At 49.9% G+C, this 18,810-nt stretch carries 13 protein-coding genes, 10 tRNA genes and 1 riboswitch; of the genes, 11 read left to right on the forward strand and 12 right to left on the reverse strand.

Annotated features, from left to right (window positions below; genetic code table 11):
* Window positions 1–64: 64 nt before the first annotated feature.
* The 3 genes from EXY25_RS05550 (at window position 65) to nspC (ending at window position 3,269) form a co-directional block, all read left to right on the forward strand.
* Complete coding sequence (locus tag EXY25_RS05550; RefSeq protein WP_130565991.1) at window positions 65–694, forward strand: nitroreductase family protein; 630 nt, start codon at window positions 65–67, stop codon at window positions 692–694.
* Between the two features lie 153 nt (window positions 695–847).
* Complete coding sequence (locus tag EXY25_RS05555) at window positions 848–2,047, forward strand: saccharopine dehydrogenase family protein (protein WP_114337799.1); 1,200 nt, start codon at window positions 848–850, stop codon at window positions 2,045–2,047.
* A gap of 85 nt (window positions 2,048–2,132) precedes the next feature.
* On the forward strand, window positions 2,133–3,269 hold the full coding sequence (gene nspC / locus EXY25_RS05560) for a carboxynorspermidine decarboxylase (protein ID WP_130565992.1): 1,137 nt from the start codon (window positions 2,133–2,135) through the stop codon (window positions 3,267–3,269).
* 120 nt (window positions 3,270–3,389) lie between these two features.
* Here nspC and EXY25_RS05565 read toward each other — a convergent pair.
* The 6 genes from EXY25_RS05565 to EXY25_RS05590 form a co-directional block, all read right to left on the reverse strand.
* Window positions 3,390–3,465 (reverse strand) — tRNA-Ala (locus EXY25_RS05565).
* Between the two features lie 6 nt (window positions 3,466–3,471).
* Window positions 3,472–3,547 (reverse strand) — tRNA-Glu (locus EXY25_RS05570).
* Between the two features lie 30 nt (window positions 3,548–3,577).
* Window positions 3,578–3,653, reverse strand: a tRNA-Glu gene (locus tag EXY25_RS05575).
* Between the two features lie 27 nt (window positions 3,654–3,680).
* A tRNA-Glu gene (locus tag EXY25_RS05580) sits at window positions 3,681–3,756 on the reverse strand.
* 31 nt (window positions 3,757–3,787) lie between these two features.
* Window positions 3,788–3,863 (reverse strand) — tRNA-Glu (locus tag EXY25_RS05585).
* Between the two features lie 22 nt (window positions 3,864–3,885).
* Window positions 3,886–3,961 (reverse strand) — tRNA-Ala (locus EXY25_RS05590).
* Window positions 3,962–4,257: 296 nt separating this feature from the next.
* Between EXY25_RS05590 and EXY25_RS05595 the strand changes: the two genes are divergently transcribed.
* The 6 genes from EXY25_RS05595 to EXY25_RS05620 all read left to right on the forward strand — a co-directional run bounded on the left by EXY25_RS05595 (window position 4,258) and on the right by EXY25_RS05620 (window position 7,841).
* Window positions 4,258–4,333: transfer RNA gene (locus EXY25_RS05595), tRNA-Val, on the forward strand.
* Window positions 4,334–4,352: 19 nt separating this feature from the next.
* Window positions 4,353–4,428 (forward strand) — tRNA-Val (locus EXY25_RS05600).
* Between the two features lie 24 nt (window positions 4,429–4,452).
* A tRNA-Val gene (locus EXY25_RS05605) sits at window positions 4,453–4,528 on the forward strand.
* Window positions 4,529–4,559: 31 nt separating this feature from the next.
* A tRNA-Val gene (locus EXY25_RS05610) sits at window positions 4,560–4,635 on the forward strand.
* A 78-nt stretch (window positions 4,636–4,713) separates the two neighbouring features.
* Complete coding sequence (locus EXY25_RS05615; protein WP_114337798.1) at window positions 4,714–5,880, forward strand: sugar ABC transporter substrate-binding protein; 1,167 nt, start codon at window positions 4,714–4,716, stop codon at window positions 5,878–5,880.
* A gap of 17 nt (window positions 5,881–5,897) precedes the next feature.
* Entirely contained in the window at window positions 5,898–7,841 is a 1,944-nt protein-coding gene (locus tag EXY25_RS05620) for a sensor histidine kinase (RefSeq protein WP_114337797.1), read from the forward strand.
* A 67-nt stretch (window positions 7,842–7,908) separates the two neighbouring features.
* Here the strand turns inward: EXY25_RS05620 and ligA are convergent, their stop codons facing one another.
* The 3 genes from ligA to smc form a co-directional block, all read right to left on the reverse strand.
* Window positions 7,909–9,927 carry an NAD-dependent DNA ligase LigA gene (gene ligA / locus EXY25_RS05625; RefSeq protein ID WP_130565993.1) on the reverse strand — a complete coding sequence of 673 codons (2,019 nt, stop codon included), beginning with the start codon at window positions 9,925–9,927 and terminating at the stop codon, window positions 7,909–7,911.
* A gap of 72 nt (window positions 9,928–9,999) precedes the next feature.
* Window positions 10,000–10,995, reverse strand: a complete 996-nt coding sequence (gene zipA / locus EXY25_RS05630; RefSeq protein ID WP_130565994.1) for a cell division protein ZipA — start codon at window positions 10,993–10,995, stop codon at window positions 10,000–10,002.
* 32 nt (window positions 10,996–11,027) lie between these two features.
* Window positions 11,028–14,477 (reverse strand): chromosome segregation protein SMC, encoded by a 3,450-nt coding sequence (gene smc, locus EXY25_RS05635; protein WP_130565995.1) that lies wholly within the window; start codon window positions 14,475–14,477, stop codon window positions 11,028–11,030.
* A gap of 148 nt (window positions 14,478–14,625) precedes the next feature.
* Between smc and cysZ the strand changes: the two genes are divergently transcribed.
* The gene (gene cysZ, locus EXY25_RS05640; RefSeq protein WP_114337794.1) at window positions 14,626–15,384 is read left to right on the forward strand and encodes a sulfate transporter CysZ; all 759 of its coding nucleotides are present in this window, start codon (window positions 14,626–14,628) and stop codon (window positions 15,382–15,384) included.
* A gap of 86 nt (window positions 15,385–15,470) precedes the next feature.
* On the opposite strand, the gene EXY25_RS05645 is transcribed toward cysZ, so the two are convergent.
* Window positions 15,471–15,839, reverse strand: a complete 369-nt coding sequence (locus EXY25_RS05645; protein WP_130565996.1) for a diacylglycerol kinase — start codon at window positions 15,837–15,839, stop codon at window positions 15,471–15,473.
* Between the two features lie 243 nt (window positions 15,840–16,082).
* On the opposite strand from EXY25_RS05645, the gene purT reads away from it, so the two are divergent.
* Window positions 16,083–17,267 (forward strand): formate-dependent phosphoribosylglycinamide formyltransferase, encoded by a 1,185-nt coding sequence (gene purT, locus EXY25_RS05650; RefSeq protein WP_130565997.1) that lies wholly within the window; start codon window positions 16,083–16,085, stop codon window positions 17,265–17,267.
* Window positions 17,268–17,346: 79 nt separating this feature from the next.
* Here the strand turns inward: purT and EXY25_RS05655 are convergent, their stop codons facing one another.
* Both EXY25_RS05655 and EXY25_RS05660 read right to left on the reverse strand, forming a co-directional pair.
* Window positions 17,347–18,105 (reverse strand): sulfite exporter TauE/SafE family protein, encoded by a 759-nt coding sequence (locus EXY25_RS05655; RefSeq protein ID WP_130565998.1) that lies wholly within the window; start codon window positions 18,103–18,105, stop codon window positions 17,347–17,349.
* A 206-nt stretch (window positions 18,106–18,311) separates the two neighbouring features.
* A riboswitch (cyclic di-GMP riboswitch) is annotated at window positions 18,312–18,394 on the forward strand.
* A 140-nt stretch (window positions 18,395–18,534) separates the two neighbouring features.
* Entirely contained in the window at window positions 18,535–18,717 is a 183-nt protein-coding gene (locus EXY25_RS05660; RefSeq protein ID WP_130565999.1) for a hypothetical protein, read from the reverse strand.
* Window positions 18,718–18,810 lie beyond the last annotated feature (93 nt).

Here is an 18,810-nt window from a genome sequence, read left to right on the forward strand (position 1 = left end):
GAATAAAGCACCTGTACTAAGCTTGCTCTAACCGACCAAAAATACAACGATGTGAGCACGCACGATGCTATTCAAAACATCCTACACCGCCGACTTCTCCAACCGAGATGCAGATGATGGCGTGAGTGATATTTTCTCGCGCCGCTGGTCACCGCGGGCCTTTCGCAAACAAACAATCCCGCCGCATGTATTAACCACCATATTTGATGCTGCAAGGTGGGCACCGAGTTGCTTTAATGCGCAGCCTTGGCGCTTTATCACTAATCAGAATGAAAAAGATTTCGATAAGTTTCTTTCTCTGCTTGTAGACAGTAACCAAACCTGGGCTAAAAACGCTTCGGTGATCGGCTTTGTTATTGCCCAACGCCACCTCCCTACCAATGGTAAAACCAACGAGTGGGCACAATTTGACTGCGGAGCAGCATGGATGTCGATGACATTACAAGCTGCGATGTTTGGCCTCTACAGCCATGGTATGGGTGGAATAAAGAAGCAAGCGGTCTACGCCGCCTTAGCAATACCAGAGGATAAATATGAAGTAGTATGCGGATTTGCTATCGGTGCAATGGCGCCACCCGAAACGCTACCTGATGAGCTAGCCAAACGGGAACAGCCGAGTGAACGCCTGCGACTCACTGACGTTTGGCATTGCGGTAAATTCAATGACACTGAAACAGAGTTTAGTAAGCAATAAAAAACCGCGATCGACAGTGTTTTTAACTAGAATTTTCATGATTTAGTGCTAGGATGCGCGTTTTTAAAGCACCTCTTTTTCAGGGGCTTTCTGGACAGATGAGTGAGCTTTGCTAACTTCTCGAATTAGTGACGTTTAATAAGGTGATAACCTATGTCTCGGGTATTAATTATCGGCGCCGGTGGCGTTAGTTCTGTAGTCGTTAAGAAATGTGCCATGCTGCCGCAATATTTCTCTGAAATTTATCTGGCTAGCCGCACCGTCAGCAAATGCGAAAAACTGCAGCAAGAAGCAGGCAAAGACCGCGTAAAAGAGGTATTTGCTGTTGATGCTGACAACGTGCCTGAATTGGTCGCTTTGATTAACAAAGTAAAACCAGCCCTAGTCATTAACGTCGCTCTGCCATATCAGGATCTAACAATCATGGATGCCTGCCTAGAGACAGGTGTTCACTACTTAGATACGGCTAATTATGAGCCGAAAGAGGTCGCCAAGTTCGAGTACTCATGGCAATGGGCATATCAAGACAAGTTCAAACAAGCGGGCCTAATGGCACTGTTAGGATCAGGTTTTGATCCAGGCGTTACCAACGTTTTCACCGCTTACGCCGCGAAGCACTATTTTGATGAGATCCACTACTTGGATATCGTTGATTGTAACGGTGGTGATCACGGCCAGGCGTTTGCAACTAACTTCAATCCCGAAATTAACATTCGTGAAATTACTCAACGTGGTCGTTTTTGGGAAAATGGCGAGTGGAAAGAAACCGACCCCATCTCCGTGCGTGAAGATCTCGATTACCACGGTATCGGTAAACGTGCATCCTACCTGTTGTTCCACGAAGAGTTGGAGTCACTGGTTAAACACTTCCCAACCCTGAAGCGCGCACGCTTTTGGATGACCTTCGGCGACGCATACCTGACTCACCTGCGCGTGCTTGAAGGTATCGGTATGACGTCGATTGAACCAGTGGAGTTTCAAGGCCAGCAGATCGTTCCTCTTGAGTTCCTCAAAGCAGTCCTGCCAGATCCTGGCTCGTTGGCGGAAGGTTATACCGGCCAAACCTGCATCGGCACCTACATCACCGGGGTTAAAGATGGCCAAGAGAAAACCATCTTTATCTGGAACAACTGCGAGCATGCCATATGCCACGAAGAAGTGGGGGCGCAAGCCGTTAGCTACACCACGGGTGTACCGGCAATGATCGGGGCCTCGTTGATGTTAGATGGCAACTGGATGCAGCCAGGTGTTTGGAATATGGAACAGTTTGATCCCGATCCATTCATGGAGCGCCTTAACCAATATGGCCTGCCATGGCAGGTGATTGAGTGTGATTCCCCTTTTAGCAAATAGCGATATCCGTTGTTGGATATAAAGTAAAGACGAGGGGGAAGCATGATGCTTCCCCCGTTGTTTTCTGTATTGAAGGTCAATGGCGATGAATAATCCGTTTCACTCAGCCGATATCCCCTCTCCTTGCTACGTCTGCGAAGAAGCCAAACTTGAAACCAACCTGCAACTGATGCAGCGCGTACAACAAGAAAGTGGTGCCAAGATCATTCTGGCACTGAAAGGTTTCTCTATGTGGAGTACGTTCCCGCTGGTGAAGCAATACTTACCAGGTTGCACCGCCAGTTCCGTATGGGAAGCCAAGTTAGCGAAACAGGAGTTTGGTGGCGAAGTTCATGCCTACTCGCCTGCTTATAAGCCTGCCGATATAGATAAGCTACTCAGCTTAGTCGAGCATATCTCGTTCAATAGCTTAAGCCAGTGGCAACGTTATAAAGATAAGGTAAGCGCAAGTGGCGTCACCGCTGGTCTAAGGATTAATCCTCAGCATCAGGAAGCCGATACCGAGCTATATGATCCTAGTGCTCCAGGCTCTCGCCTTGGTGTGCTTGCGGCAGATCTCAACGGTGTAGATTTGAGCGGAATAGAAGGTTTTCATGTTCATAATCTTTGTGAATGTGATTCCTATGCGTTGCAACGAACCTTAGCCGCCGTCGAAGAAAAGTTTGGTCACCTGCTGCATCAGATGAAATGGTTAAACCTTGGTGGTGGTCACCTGATGACCAGAGATGGCTACGATGTCGACCATCTTATCGCACAACTAAAACGGCTAAAGCAGCAATATGATCTGGAGATTATTTTAGAACCCGGGTCAGCTGTGGCTTGGCAAACTGGGCCGCTTGTCTCAGAGGTCGTAGATATAGTAGATAACGAAGGCGCTATCGCTATTCTAGATATCAGTGCAACGGCACATATGCCTGATGTATTAGAGATGCCCTACCGCCCTGCTATCACTGATGCTGGTGAGCCCAATCAACACACTTATAACTACAAATTAGGTGGCAACTCTTGTTTAGCTGGCGATGTCATTGGCGTATATAGCTTCAAAGAGCCCCTTAAACCCGGCGCGCGCGTCATCTTTGAAGATATGATCCATTACACCATGGTCAAAACAACCTTCTTCAATGGCGTAGAACATCCAAGCATCGGAATTTTGCGCAAAGATGGCGAGTTTGAACTAATTAAGCAGTTCAATTATGAAGAGTTTAGGGACAAGTTGTCATAGATAGGTTGCGATATAAGGAGGCTCGTTTCGCGAAACAGTCTCCCAGATTTATATTCTGATAACTTAATAAGATAAGCTGCAGAAACAAAAAAACCACTCAATAGAGTGGTTTTTTGTTTCTGGTGGAGCTAGGCGGGATCGAACCGCCGACCTCTTGCATGCCATGCAAGCGCTCTCCCAGCTGAGCTATAGCCCCGAATAATGGCGTCCCCTAGGGGATTCGAACCCCTGTTACCGCCGTGAAAGGGCGGTGTCCTAGGCCTCTAGACGAAGGGGACTAAGCAAACTGGTAAACTGGCGGAAAGTAATGGCGTCCCCTAGGGGATTCGAACCCCTGTTACCGCCGTGAAAGGGCGGTGTCCTAGGCCTCTAGACGAAGGGGACCCGGAACTTTCTTTGTTGTTATGTAAGTGGCGTCCCCTAGGGGATTCGAACCCCTGTTACCGCCGTGAAAGGGCGGTGTCCTAGGCCTCTAGACGAAGGGGACTAGACGTACTTACATAACGGTTTTAATGGAATGGCGTCCCCTAGGGGATTCGAACCCCTGTTACCGCCGTGAAAGGGCGGTGTCCTAGGCCTCTAGACGAAGGGGACGCAACAATACACATTAAAACTTTGGTGGAGCTAGGCGGGATCGAACCGCCGACCTCTTGCATGCCATGCAAGCGCTCTCCCAGCTGAGCTATAGCCCCACACATGCATCTCAGTTAATAGCAGCACAAAGCAACTGTTCTGCCCCGAAACGCGAGGCGCATTCTATGCAGCCCCCCTAAGCATGTCAATGATTTTTTTGTTCTCAAGGCTGACATATTCCTGCGACTGAAAAATTAGACAAATATCGTCCAACCTGCTGATTAAATGAACGTTTTACCTCCTAATGTAGCAAATTCAAACGATTAGCCTAAACTTTGCCCAACTCGTCATATGCCCTTCATAAATCAGTTGACAGAAAAAAGAGCCTGCCTATAATACGCGTCCTGTGAACGATGGGCGGTTAGCTCAGTTGGGAGAGCATCGCCCTTACAAGGCGAGGGTCACTGGTTCGAGCCCAGTACCGCCCACCATCTTTCACATACTCAAAGTGGGCGGTTAGCTCAGTTGGGAGAGCATCGCCCTTACAAGGCGAGGGTCACTGGTTCGAGCCCAGTACCGCCCACCACTTTGAGCTGCAAGATACCAAGATGGGCGGTTAGCTCAGTTGGGAGAGCATCGCCCTTACAAGGCGAGGGTCACTGGTTCGAGCCCAGTACCGCCCACCACTCTTGGCCTGCAACACAATATTGATACAGTGGGCGGTTAGCTCAGTTGGGAGAGCATCGCCCTTACAAGGCGAGGGTCACTGGTTCGAGCCCAGTACCGCCCACCACTTCATCAAGAAAAACCCTCTCTTTATTTCAAACATCTATACTTTGCCTAAGATCTCGAATTTATCAGGGATATCTATATGGCAAATTGGTGTTTTCTGCTGCTCTTCATTAGTTTTAGCTCCCAAGCCGTTGAACTCATGCTTTGGCATCAAAAAGAGGAAGCTAAACTTTGGCTGCCAAACGTTGCCAAAGAATATGAAGAGAAAACGGGTGTAAAAATCAATGTCGCCTTTTTACCAACAGGAGAGTTAAAAACCACACTGGTTCGTTCAGTGATTGATGGCACCGCGCCTGCTATGGCTCTTGTGCCTTCTGACTTCATCGGTGACCGAGGCAAACTGCAGTTGTCCACCGTAGACGCATCACTCCTCTCCCCCGCACAAACAAGTGAGTCACTGGCGACCGTCATGTTTGACGAAAACTATTATGGGGTTCCGCTACAAGGCGGTAACCACCTGCTTCTGTTCTACAACAGAAAATTTGTCCAACAGCCGGCGGCCACCTGGCAACAACTCATCACACAAGCAAAAGCGCTGCGCGAAATCAACGTGCAACCGATTGGCTGGAAGTATGGTGAAATGTATTGGTTCTGCGCATTTATACCACCGTTCGGTGGCTTTCCTGTTGCCGATAATAGGGTCACCTTGGATACCCAAGCAGTGAGAGATGCCCTCACCTTCTATCGCAATCTATCGCGAGAGGGGCTGATTGATCCCAACTGTGACTACGATTGCAGCTTTGATCGCTTTAAAAACGGTGAATTCGCTTACGCCATCAACGGTGATTGGGCATTTAAGGAAACAGCCAGCGCACTAGGCGATGATTTTGGCATTACCTTGCTGCCCACGATCAACGGCAAACCAATACAACCTATGTACGGCACTTTATCGCTGGTCTATCCCGGATATTCGCTTAATAGCCCTGCTGCCGAAGCAATTAAGGGCTTTTCTAGCTATCTGCAGTCGCCAGAGATGCAACAGCGATACTATGATGATTTGGGTGCTCTGCCTGTTAACGAACAGATTGTTGCCAAAATCAAAAGTAGCGCATCGCCTGAAATGCAGATACTTTTAAAGCAGCTGGAACTCGCGCGAGGGGCTCCTCCTACACCGGCGATGTCAGCGGCATGGTTAGGGATGAGAAAAGGGTTCGCGCTTTTTATTGATGGCCACGGCAGCGCAGAAGAAGCCACAGCGCTGATGCAAAGATTCTCCGAACACGAATTGCAGAAAAATAGCCAATAAAACACTGAGGGATCCAAATGCAGTTTAATAGGGGTCGTTCGCTACGCGGGACGTTAAGTTGGATCATTTTAAGTGCCGCTTTGATCCCCACTCTGCTGACTTCATACTACTTGATTGATCGTTTTCAACGCGTAGCAGAAGAGACGGCATTTAGCTCACTCAAACTCACTGCCAATGTTCTCGCCAACGACATTGAGCGCGCCTATCAGCTACTTTTCGCCAGTTTGCACAATACCAGTCAAGATCCTGATGTTATCTATGCGGCATACACTGGAGTTTTTGGTCCAAAAGCAAAACTAAAGCTCGCCGCCCTCAGTGAGATGCATCCCGCTGCCTACGGCATTTTTTTAGTCGATAAATCTGGCTGGCCAGTTGAGGTTGTTCCAACCAGTTTTGAGCTCCTGCCTTTGGATCCGCTTAATTCTGAGATAGAACAATTTTTTGCCGATCCAGTTAATGCTACGCAGAAAATTACCGATCTCAACGATGTCGCCTACCTGGATCGTATCTTTAGTCTGAAAGAAAAAGATCGAAAAATCATCTCCCGCACCAGTGATCACATGTTTGTCGTCTACTCACCGCTATGGGTATCGGCTGTCGATCGCGCAGAAGCCCACGAACTTGTGGGAGCCATCATCGTGCTGTTACCTGTCCACGCCATTTTCGAAAACGCGAATACACTGCTTAAGCAAGCTGGTTCTGGACAAATAGAGATGCTGGATATTTTAAGCGATGACTCGCTACTCAGGCTGGAAGCACAACATATCGCCACCGACGACTTTCGCACCATACAGATACCACTGAAATTAAGCCATCAGCATACACCCATTGAAATTGTTATGGGTATCGATCGCTCACAAGCGCTTGCCTCCGTTAAGGATCTGGAGCTGCAACAGTGGACCATCGTCAGTATTTTAGCGCTGTTATTCGCCGGCATCGCCCTATTTGCATCTCGTCGCCTGGTAAAGCCTTTACTTAAGATCAGTGGCTTGGTTGAACGATACGCCAAAGCAGATTATCACGCACAAACCTTGAAGCTTCCTTTTATCGAACTTCAGCGCATCGCCCTGGTGCTCGACCAAATGGCCGAGCGGATCCAGGATGATCAAAGAGAATTAGAGATGCGGGTTGCCAGTCGAACCCGTGAGCTACAAACCACCAATGAAGAACTCACTTCAACCATGGAAAGGTTGAGAGCAACACAAGACCAGCTAGTCGAAGCGGAAAAGATGTCGCAATTGGGGCAGCTGGTCGCAGGCGTCGCTCACGAGATCAATACCCCAGTAGGCGTCAGCGTAACCGCTGCAACCCTGCTGCAAGATGAAATGACACAGCTAAACAAAGCCGCCGGCGAGAATCAACTCACCCGTTCAGGGTTAGAGCAACACATAGATAAGACGACACAATGTGCTGAGATGATCCTATCCAACCTCAACCGAGCGGCTGAGTTAATCCGCAACTTTAAAGAGGTGGCCGTTGACCAAAGTAGTGAACAAAAACGCTTCTTCGTGCTGCTAGACTACATCAAAGATCTGCTCACCAGTCTCTCCCCAGAGTTTAAAAATCATAAAGTAGAGATAACAACCACCGGCGATGAAAGCCTGACCTTAAACAGTTACCCAGGTGCATTCAGTCAAGTGTTGACCAACATGATAGTCAACTCCGTTCGGCATGGGTTCGATCCGCAGCAACAGCACCATATCTCCATCCACTTCCATACTGATACGGAAAATTTGATCTTGGACTATCAGGACGATGGTAAAGGTGTAGAAGAGAAAGCCTTGAAGCGGTTATTCGACCCTTTCTATACCACCCGACGGGCATCCGGCGGCACGGGGTTAGGGCTGCATATCGTCTATAACGTTGTACGCCAAAAACTAGGCGGCACAATCCAGGCGTCCAGTCAGATTGGTCATGGTGTGCGCTTTCAACTCACTTTGCCTCTGAATCCGCCCGATTAAATGCCATACACTGACTCTCAATCGGGCTATTTCTGATGTTCATAGCCTAGGTATACCCACCAGCTATCTACACTTGATGCTCGGTAAACAGCGTAATCAGCGCCTGTTCATCCAGCACCTTTATTCCCAGATCCTGCGCTTTAGTCAGTTTGGATCCGGCAGCATCCCCCGCTACCACACAATGGGTATTCTTCGACACACTGCCAGCCACCTTAGCACCTAAGAGCTGCAGCTTTGCTTTCGCCTCGCTACGCCCCAATTGGCTCAATGTGCCGGTTAACACCCATGTTTCACCTTCAAGTGGCTGCGCCGATGCTTCCCGTACTTCAACATCAGGCCAATGCAGTCCGACTGCCAGCAAAGCTTCGATCACTTCAAGATTATGCGGCTGTTTAAAGAAGGTAACGATATGGTGGGCGACGATTGGCCCGACATCAGGCACTTTGAGTAAGGTAGCTTCATCTGCTGCCATCACTTCATTGAGCGTACCAAAATAGTTAGCTAAATTGAGTGCGGTGGCCTCCCCCACTTCCCGAATACCAAGAGAAAAAAGGAACCGCGGCAATGTCGTTTGCTTACTCTGTTGCAGCGACGCGATTAAATTTTCTGCCGATTTACGTCCCATGCGGGGTAAACCGGAGAGTTCCACGATAGACAGTTTAAACAGGTCTGCAGGGCTGGCTATCAACCCCTCATCAACCAATTGCTCAACCAACTTATCGCCCAACCCATCAATATCCATCGCCCGCCGAGCAGCGAAATGTTTAATCGCTTCTTTGCGCTGCGCACCACAGTAGAGTCCGCCGCTGCAACGGCTAACGGCCTCATTTTCGGCGCGTTCGACAACGGACTCACAAACCGGACAAGTCGTTGGAAATGAAATGGTTCTGGCATCTTCAGGGCGTCGGTCAGCAACCACGGCAACAATTTGTGGGATCACATCCCCAGCACGCCGCACTATAACGGTATCCCCCACCCTCACACCAAGACGGGCGATCTCATCAGCGTTATGTAAGGTGGCGTTAGACACGGTCACGCCACCAACGAACACCGGCTGCAATCTGGCAACCGGCGTGATCGCCCCGGTACGTCCCACCTGAAACTCGACATCTTGCAGCAAGGTGATCTCTTCTTCGGCAGGAAACTTAAACGCCGTTGCCCAGCGCGGTGCCCGAGACACAAAACCAAGGCTGTTTTGCTGGGCCAAGCTGTCGACCTTCAACACCACACCATCTATCTCATAAGGCAAAGCGGCGCGGCGCTCCATGATGTCGCGATAGTAAGCAATAACATCATTTTGGCTGTCACGACGTTTCACTTCCGGACTCACAGGCAGCCCCCATGACTTCAGCTGCATTAGCTGCTCATAGTGACTACTGACAGCCGCATAATCCCCCTCGATGACACCGGTAGAATAAGCATAAAAAGCCAGTGGGCGCTTTGCCGTAATGCGGCTATCCAGCTGCCTTAAACTACCAGCGGCAGCATTACGAGGATTAGCGAACTGCTTTTCATCGCGCTGCCGCGCACGCTGATTAAGTGCATCGAAACCAGCCTTCGGCATAAAAACTTCGCCACGCACTTCTAGGCGTGGGGGAAAATCATCACCTCGCAACTTCAAGGGTACAGAGGTTATCGTCTTTGCATTGGCGGTGATGTTCTCTCCGGTCTGACCATCGCCACGGGTGGCAGCCCGAACTAATCGTCCATTTTCATAAAGTAAGCTAACCGCTAAACCATCCAATTTCGGCTCGCAACAAAAACTGAACGCGGCACCATCCAAGCGCTCTTCGATACGGTTGGCGAATGCCACAAAGTCCTCATCATTGAACACATTGTCCAATGACAACATAGGCACTTCATGGGCCACCTGCTCAAAAGCCGCCAACGCCTGTCCACCCACTTTTTGCGTCGGCGAATCAGACTGCAACAACTCAGGGTTCTGCTCTTCCAACGCGCGTAAACGTTGCATAACGCGGTCATATTCCGCATCTGGCACCGTCGGCGTATCCAGCACGTAATATTGATAATTAAACTCTTCTATCTGCGCACTCAGCGCTGCCATTTCCGATTGTATATCCGACATCGGTAACCCTGTTTCAAAGTGTTAAGTGAAAAAGCCTCCATAACGGAGGCTTTTCTTAAAAAGAGAAGATAATTAGACGCTAAGCAGTTTCTTACGCTCGAACTCGCGGATCCGCTCCTGATAATGCTGGATCTTCTGCTTAGTCAGCACATTTCGCTGATCATCAAGCACCTGCCCGCGCATCTCTGCGGCCAACTGTTCCGCGGCTTTTAACATCAAGCCAAAGTTTTTCTGCGCTTCGCCATAACAGGGCAGCGTCATAAACAGCGAGATCCCCTGCGTATTAAAGCTTTCCATCGATTCTGGATCAAACGTACCCGGTTTCACCATATTAGCTAGGCTGAACAATATTGGACCGGTGCCTGCTGGCGACTGATGGCGATGGAAAATAGACATTTCACCAAACTTTAAGCCCAAGGTCAGCAAGCAAGGCAACATTACCGCGCCTTCAAGTGTCCCTGAGGAACCTGCAACCACATTCAGAACCAACACATCCTGTGGCTCTCCCAATGGTTCATCGTCGGCCGCAGGCGCTTGCGCAGCTTCGTTATCGGCTGGCTTATCGATAGCCGCAGAGCTCGGTTGCGACTCTGGCTTGATCTCTGCCACTTCCTCAACTGGCTCAGCAAACAGATCCACTTGTTCTGTTAATTCTGGGGCAGAAGTCGGCTCTGAAGAAACCTTAGGCACAGTGAAGCTCGGTTCAACTTTTTCTGCCTTAATCGAGGTCTCAGTAAAACCGGCGTCACCGGCTCCGGAACCTGCGATACCCGGTTCAATCCGCTGCTCAACGTCACTTTGCAGTGATGCATCCGTTGGAAGACTTTGCTGTTGAATACTCTCATCATCAGCACTGCCAAGCACCCGCACTTTGCCAATACCATCTTGATCAAAACCATCAGACACTGACGAAGACTCAGCACCGGATGCAACATCAGGCACGCCGACGTCGCCCTGATGTATCCTATGATTGCTATTCTGCTTACGAATAGACCAGAGGCCATGAATAAGAATCGCGCCAATGGCGATAGCCCCAATAATGATGAGAATGATACGAAATCCTTCCATATACACACTTGCTTTTAGTAATAATTCTTAGACTAACCTAGCTCAGCTAACGCCACAGCCTGCTCAACGTCGACTGCGACTAACCTAGATACGCCAGGTTCCTGCATGGTTACCCCAGTCAAGTGACTGGCCATTTCCATTGATACTTTGTTGTGACTGATAAAAATAAACTGAACTGTTTCTGACATCTCTTTCACCAGATTACAGAACCGCCCGACATTCGCGTCATCCAATGGTGCATCGACCTCGTCCAGCATACAAAACGGCGCCGGATTGAGTCGGAAAATAGCGAACACCAATGATAAAGCGGTCAACGCCTTTTCGCCACCCGACAACAGATGAATCGTACTATTCTTTTTGCCTGGAGGCTGCGCCATGATAGTAACACCTGTTTCCAGTAAGTCATCATCAGTCAATGCTAGATGTGCGCTCCCTCCACCAAATACTTTCGGAAACAGATGCTGCAGATCCGTGTTCACCTGTTCATAGGTCTCACGGAAGCGCTGACGTGTTTCTCTGTCAATCTTACGTATCGCAGTTTCCAAAGTATCAACCGCCCCTTCCAAGTCTTCATTCTGACTATCAAGGTACTGTTTTCGTTCCGCTTGTTGTTCATATTCTTCAATCGCAGCCAAGTTGATAGCACCAAGGCGAGAGATCGCTTGAGTGGTTTTTTCCAGCTGTTGCTGCCACTCATCTTCACTATAGCTATCAGGTAACGCGACCAATAACTCTTTCAAATTGGCCTGCATTTCATGCAGGGTTTCCAACACAGAGCGCGCACGAACACGGAAACCTTCAGCTTCAATCTGCAGATCAGAGATCCTGACCCGCTGTTTTTCCAGATGTTGCAGCACATCCCGCTGTCCCATCTCTAGCTCGCGAGTCTGCTCATCAAGGCCTGATAACTGCTCGGTCAGTAGCTCCAGCTCACTGCTGAGTTCAAGTCGTTCAGCCAGCAAGATCTCCAGCTGCTCGGCTTGATCGACATCGGGGGTTTCATGTTGCTGCAGCTCTTCAACTAACTGCTGCTTGCGTAATAAGGCTTCGTGGCGATCTTTTTCCGTCCGTTGCTGGGCCTGGCTCAAAGCAGTAAGTTGTGCCTTGAGGTTTTCCTGCCGCAACGCGATCCCCTGGCGTTGCTGTTGCCGCTGTTGTACCTGCTGCTTAGCCTGCGACACTTGCTGATCAAATGATTCTTTTTGCAGCCGTAGTTGATCCTGCTGCCCCATATCATCAAGACGCTCGGCAACCTCCAGCTGTTGTGCAAGCAGTAACTCCTGCTCCGCTTGATGTTCTGCAACCTGTTCTTGTAACAGCGTCTGCTCCTGTTGCAGTCGCTGTTTTCTGAGTTGGCGTTCGCTGTGCTGCTGGTCGGCAAAATGCCGTTGTTGGCGCAGTGTAGCCACCTCAGCGTCAATACGCCGACAAAGCCCCTGCTGCTCAGTGCATTGCTGTTGACAGCGAGCGACTCGCTGCTGCGCCTGTTGCAGATCCTGTTTGTCACGGGTCAGTTGCACTTGCAGCGGACTGATCTGTTCAGCCAACATCAATTGCTGCTGGCGGAGCTTAATTGGCCCAGCCACCGTGTCGACATCCGGATGTAACCAGTGTTGCCCCAACCAAACGCCACAGCGGCTGATCACCGTTTGCCCTTCAGTTAAAGTTGGTTGCCGTTGCCACGCCTGCTCTGCCGTATCTACGCACTCAATACCACGAAGCAGATTGGCTACGGCATATTTAGCTTCACCGTCTACTTTACTGGCTAAGAGGTGAGACGCCGCCGCAGCGCCACTACTGAGCTGGAGTAATCTTCCCGCGGCTCCCGCCGTGTCGGCGGCAAGTGCATCACATAGATGAGCCTGGCTAAAACTTGCCAATACCTTTTCAACCGCCAGCGTCCACTCTGGGGCCACCGTCATCGCCTGATACAGCGGCTTCACCCCGTCCGGTAAAGCTTCGCTCTCCGCAGCCTGAGATAACTGACTATCGAGGGCTTGCCACTGCGCTTGTAATCCGGCAAGAGCTAATTCATTCTGATGGATCTTACTATCGAGATCCGTCAACGCCATTTTCGCGTCACCGACAACTGACTCACTCTCGGCCAGCAATAGTTGCTGTTCCGCTAGTTGCTCAGTTTGCATCGCCAGGCTTTCTGCCAGCCGGTTCAACTCAAGCGTTAATTCGGCATCATCTAATTCGACCAGTTCATCACTGACCTGCTGCAGACGCTGCCCTTGTTGTGCAGACAGTTGTACTAAATGATTTAACTTGCTCTCCAACAGCGCTTGTTGCTGCCGCACTGCGGCCTCAGCCTGCTCTGAAGCTTGCCAGCGCCGCTGCCAATCGATAACGGCCGATTCGGCGTCATCGAGCATGTTTTGTGCTTGCTCGATCTCTTCATCAAGGAGCAGTGCAGCTTCTTGTTGCGCTGCTAATTCATCGGCTGAGATCTGTTGCTGCTCAACTTCGCTGGCAATCAAGAGTTCAAGCTCCTCCTGCTTAGCAGCAAGCAGAGCTAATTCATCTTCTAACCGCACCCGTTGTTGACGGCTTGCCATCATCTGCTGTTCAAGGCGAGTGATCTCAGTCGTTAACTGGAACAATTTTTGTTGGCTATGTTGCTGATCGCTTTTCAGCTGTTCCCGTTCTGTCTGCAAAGCGATCAGACGGGATTCTTTGCCTAGCTGCTGGGCATTAAACTGCTCAAGCGCCGTTTCCTGCTCCGCTTGCTCGCGCTCACAGCGGTTCAGCTGCTCATTCAACTGATACCAACGGATCGCATACAACTCACTTTTAAGCTGGCGTTCTCGCGCTTTAAGTTCCTTAAAGCGTTTCGCGGCAACCGCTTGGCGCTGCAGTTTTTCTAACTGCTTACCCAACTCATCCCGTACATCAGCCAAGCGTTCCATATTCTCGCGAGTATGTTTAAGCCGGTTTTCGGTTTCACGACGGCGCTCTTTATATTTGGAGATCCCCGCGGCTTCCTCAATAAAGATGCGTAGCTCTTGCGGTTTTGATTCAATCAGCCGGGAGATCATTCCCTGTTCAATGATGGCGTAGCTACGGGGGCCGAGACCAGTACCCAAAAACAGATCGGTAATATCACGCTTACGACATTTACTGCCGTTTAACAGGTAGGTCGACACCGCATCGCGGGTAACGACCCGCTTCACCGATATTTCAGCAAAATTGGCATAATTACCGCCAATACGGCCTTGGTGATTTTCGAAAACGAGTTCAACACTGGCTTGAGAAACAGGCTTGCGGGAGGCTGCACCATTAAAGATGACATCTGTCATGGCATCACCACGCAGGTTTTTAGCCGAGCTTTCGCCCAGCACCCAGCGCACTGCATCAATGGTGTTCGATTTACCACAGCCGTTAGGGCCAACGACTGCCGTCATATTGCCGGGAAATGGCACCGTCGTCGGGTCAACAAATGACTTAAACCCTGCCAGCTTGATCTGCTTCAATCTCATGGAGGCTTCGGTGCTTCGGAGTAATCTTGAAAATGGAGACGCGGCGACTTTAGCAGATTGTATAAAAGTTTGTAACAAGACAGGCATTTTACTGAGAGGCAGCTCTCTCTATACTGCACAGATATCGTAATGTAAGGAAACAATCCAGATGGCAGATCACCTGCTTAAACAAGGCCACAGCGGTGCCAGTTACTTCTTTCGCGGATTTGAACTGGTTAAAACCCCAGGACTCAGAAAGTTCGTTATTGTGCCGCTCACCATCAACCTGGTGTTATTTGCAGCCGCGTTCTATTACCTATTTTTAAAAATCGATGAATTCATTCAGTATGTTAACGGCTATATCCCAGAGTGGTTAAGCTGGCTAAATTATCTGATCTGGCCGCTCTTGGTTATCACCACGTTAGTGGTCTTCTCGTACATTTTCAGCACAGTGGCCAACTGGATAGCCGCCCCCTTTAATGGCCTATTGGCAGAGAAAGTCGAGTTGATGCTTAGCGACAAGCCATTCAACACTGGTGGCATGATGGATATGGTCAAAGACCTACCTCGAATATTCAAACGGGAGTGGCAGAAATTTGTCTATTACCTGCCGAAAGCCCTTGGTTGCCTCATCCTATTTTTTGTCCCAGTTATCGGCCAGACCGTTGCACCGGTGATCTGGTTCCTATTTACTGCCTGGATGATGACTATCCAATATGCCGATTATCCATTTGATAATCACAAAGTACCGTTCCACGTAATGAGAGAAAAACTAGCCGAGCAGAAAGGCGCCAGCCTAAGCTTTGGCAGCATAGTGACCCTATTCACCATGATCCCGCTGGTTAACTTAGTCGTGATGCCTGTGGCCGTTTGCGGCGCGACGGCGATGTGGGTTGAACAGTACAAAGAGAGCACACTAAACCGCTAACCTTGTTGGCTTAGGTCGCGGTCAAAAGCAACAAGGCGTCTTCGATTAAACGCTTTGTTGCTTGCTACAGCGCGAAACAAGGCAAGCTAGGCGATAAAACGCTGATAGGCGATCAGCCCCCACACCACAGCAACATTAATGAGTGCAAGGAGTACCGCTGCTGAGCCCATATCTTTAGCTTTGCCACTAAGTTCATGGCGTTCTGTGCCCACCCGGTCGGTCACCGCTTCTACCGCAGAATTAAGCATTTCAACAATCAATAGCAATAACAAACAACCGATCAATAAACTACGTTCAACGGCATTGGTGCCGAGCCAGATAGCCACAGGGATCATCACCAACACCAGCAGCAACTCCTGACGAAATGCCTCTTCACCGCGCCATGCAGCTTTAAAACCCTGCCATGAATATCGGGTGGCATTCACGATCCGCTTAATACCTTTCACATCATTCACAACAACTCTCCACCCTCATCCTATTTCCAACACCTGAATATTCGGTGCAACGAAAGATCAAAGGTTCGGAGTTTAGCCAGTCATGCCAGCAATGACTATGACAATTCCATTACCTGCAGGCCGCCAGGCAACGGCGTCAACAAAATGCGCAAAAGAAACTGCGCCTAGTCAACTCAAAGAGACTAACCACGGCTATAATGTCGCGGAAATTTCAATTCACTATTGAATGAAAAGGAACATGGGATGATAGGTACACCAGGCGCGTCTCACGCCACCAAAGCACTGCTGCTGGGCAGTGGTGAATTAGGCAAAGAGGTGGTCATCGAGCTACAGCGATTAGGGGTTGAAACCATCGCCACCGATCGCTACGCCGATGCTCCTGCGATGCAGGTAGCCCATCGTAGTTATGTCATTGATATGCTTGATGGCGATGCATTGCGTGCGATCGTCGAGAAAGAACAACCGGATTATATAATTCCTGAAATCGAAGCGATCGCCACCGATACCTTGATTGCCCTAGAGCAAGAGGGAGTAAAAGTCGTTCCCAACGCCCGCACCACGCAACTCACCATGAATCGCGAAGGCATCAGACGACTAGCTGCTGAAGAGCTACAGATCCCCACATCACCCTATCGCTTTGCTGATACGCAGGAAGAACTCACTGCTGGTGTCGCCGCGGTTGGCATGCCGTGTGTGATAAAACCCATCATGAGCTCTTCTGGTAAAGGTCAGAGTGTGATCCGCCAAACCAGTGATATCGCCGACGCTTGGCAGTACGCTCAGGAAGGAGGACGCGCTGGTGGTGGCCGCGTGATCGTTGAAGGGTTTGTCGACTTCGATTATGAGATCACCCTACTCACGGTATTGGCATCTGACGGTGTGCATTTCTGTGATCCGATCGGCCACAGGCAGGAAGATGGCGATTATCGGGAAAGCTGGCAACCACAACAGATGAGCCAAACGGCGCTGACAGCCGCTCAAGCCGTGGCGGAAAAAGTAGTGAAAGCCCTCGGCGGTTTTGGCCTATACGGTGTCGAGTTGTTTGTGAAAGGGGATCAGGTACTGTTCAGTGAAGTCTCACCACGCCCCCATGACACGGGCATGGTGACATTGATCTCTCAAGATCTGTCTGAATTTGCCCTCCACGTAAGAGCGATTCTTGGTTTGCCAATTGGCGAAATCAGTCACAGAGGTCCTAGCGCATCTGCCGTGCTGTTACCCGAAGGGAACTCCAGGGATCTAATCTTCGGCAACTTAACCAATGCCTTGGCAGTGCCTACTGCACAACTACGTTTATTTGGTAAGCAGGAACTAGCCGGTACACGCAGGATGGGCGTAGCCTTGGCTCGCGGCGAAAGCATCGAGCAGGCGCTAACACGTGCAACAGAGGTTGCCAGCGCGGTTTCAGTGACATTTGCCGACGCATAAACAGAAAAAGCCTATGGCATGAACATGACATAGGCTTTTTCTAATTTTTACCGACCTCAAAACTGCGAAGAGTTCGCTGCTACAGATAGACCTTAGCCAGCAAAGCAAGTCCCGCCGCTATAGTGACCACTTCAAATGCTCGCTTTATCCACCGGCTCCCTTTGGCAATAGCCAGATGAGCACCTAAATAGCCGCCCAATAGCGAGCCCAACAGCAAAGCCGGTAACCAGCTCCATTGCACTTCCCCAAGCACACCTAATACCACGGCACCTGAACCATTCCAGACAACGCCTACCCAGACCAAGGTAAATGCCACTGCCCGCTTATAATCGAGGCCATACCAGAGCACTAACCAAAGAGTCACAAACAAACCGGTTCCCGACGTCAATGAACCATTCAGCACACCGATCACAAACAAACCCAGACCACCAATGGCGGAGGTCCTCAGGCCAGTGGCCCGCAACACTTGTGTCACTCCCAGCTGCTTCTTAGTGGCAGAATACAGCCCCAAGCCAATCGTCAAACAGCCTAAGGCCGTTTGTGCCATCTGCTCGGGCACTGACAAAATCGTACGTGCGCCAAGCAATACGCCCGGTACGCCGAATAGCAACATCTCCAGTGACAATCGGAGGGTTAGCGTACGTTCTTTCGCATGCCGCACTAATGCACCAACGCCCAGCGCCACACTGGCGATTTTATGCGTTGCCAAAGCCACCGCAAACGGTAACCCCAAAAAGATGAGTAGCGGAAATTGCAACAAACCGGCTCCTCCGCCGGAAAATGCCGAAAAGGTATTAGCAATCAAAGAGACGATCAGCAGCGTGATTTGTTCGAGCATCCAATTCTCAAGCAGTGGCAGTGAAGAGAGCAGACAATAACGATTAGATAGCTACTGGGTCAAATTCCCCTCGTCGCTCCCCCTTGTCGGTCACGTCGGCCGATTAAAAAAACACCGAGGTTAACATTTACGTAACAGATCACAGAACCATCAAACAGCGCTATTTCGACTTGCTAAAAAAGAGAAAGTGTCAAATAATTTTACATAGCTGATAAAGGCAAACCAGTTGAAAAGCTGGGACGCAAAGCCACCGATCTAAGGGGAAACCTATGACAGCGGGGTTGCCGGTAATAGGAAGACTGTTCAGCCTTCCCTCCTACCCTATTTCAGCATCTGTGTACCAATAGCCAGCTTGTGACAAGCAAGCTAATCGAGATCTAATTTCGAAGGAGAAACACAATGCTTTGTTTTCAAAATCTAGCAGCCATCTCAGCACTGATGATAGTGCTGGTTATCGTCGGCTAGTTTCGCTTCGGCGGATATTTGGGAATACTCGGCCAATGAGTAATGACGCACCTTTGGCCAACCAACATGACACTTTGCCGCATCAGCGGCTGGAACACACGGTGACCGCCCGGGGACTGCCCGTTGTTGATCTCTCGTGTCGAGCATGGATGCTCCCTTTCCTACCAACGCGTTCTCCCGACGCTTATTTGCGCCGGTCGGAATATCGACCGGCGTGTTATTTTTTGCTCTGAAGATATA

It is taken from the genome of Corallincola spongiicola (genome assembly GCF_004284785.1).
GTDB lineage: Bacteria > Pseudomonadota > Gammaproteobacteria > Enterobacterales > Neiellaceae > Corallincola > Corallincola holothuriorum.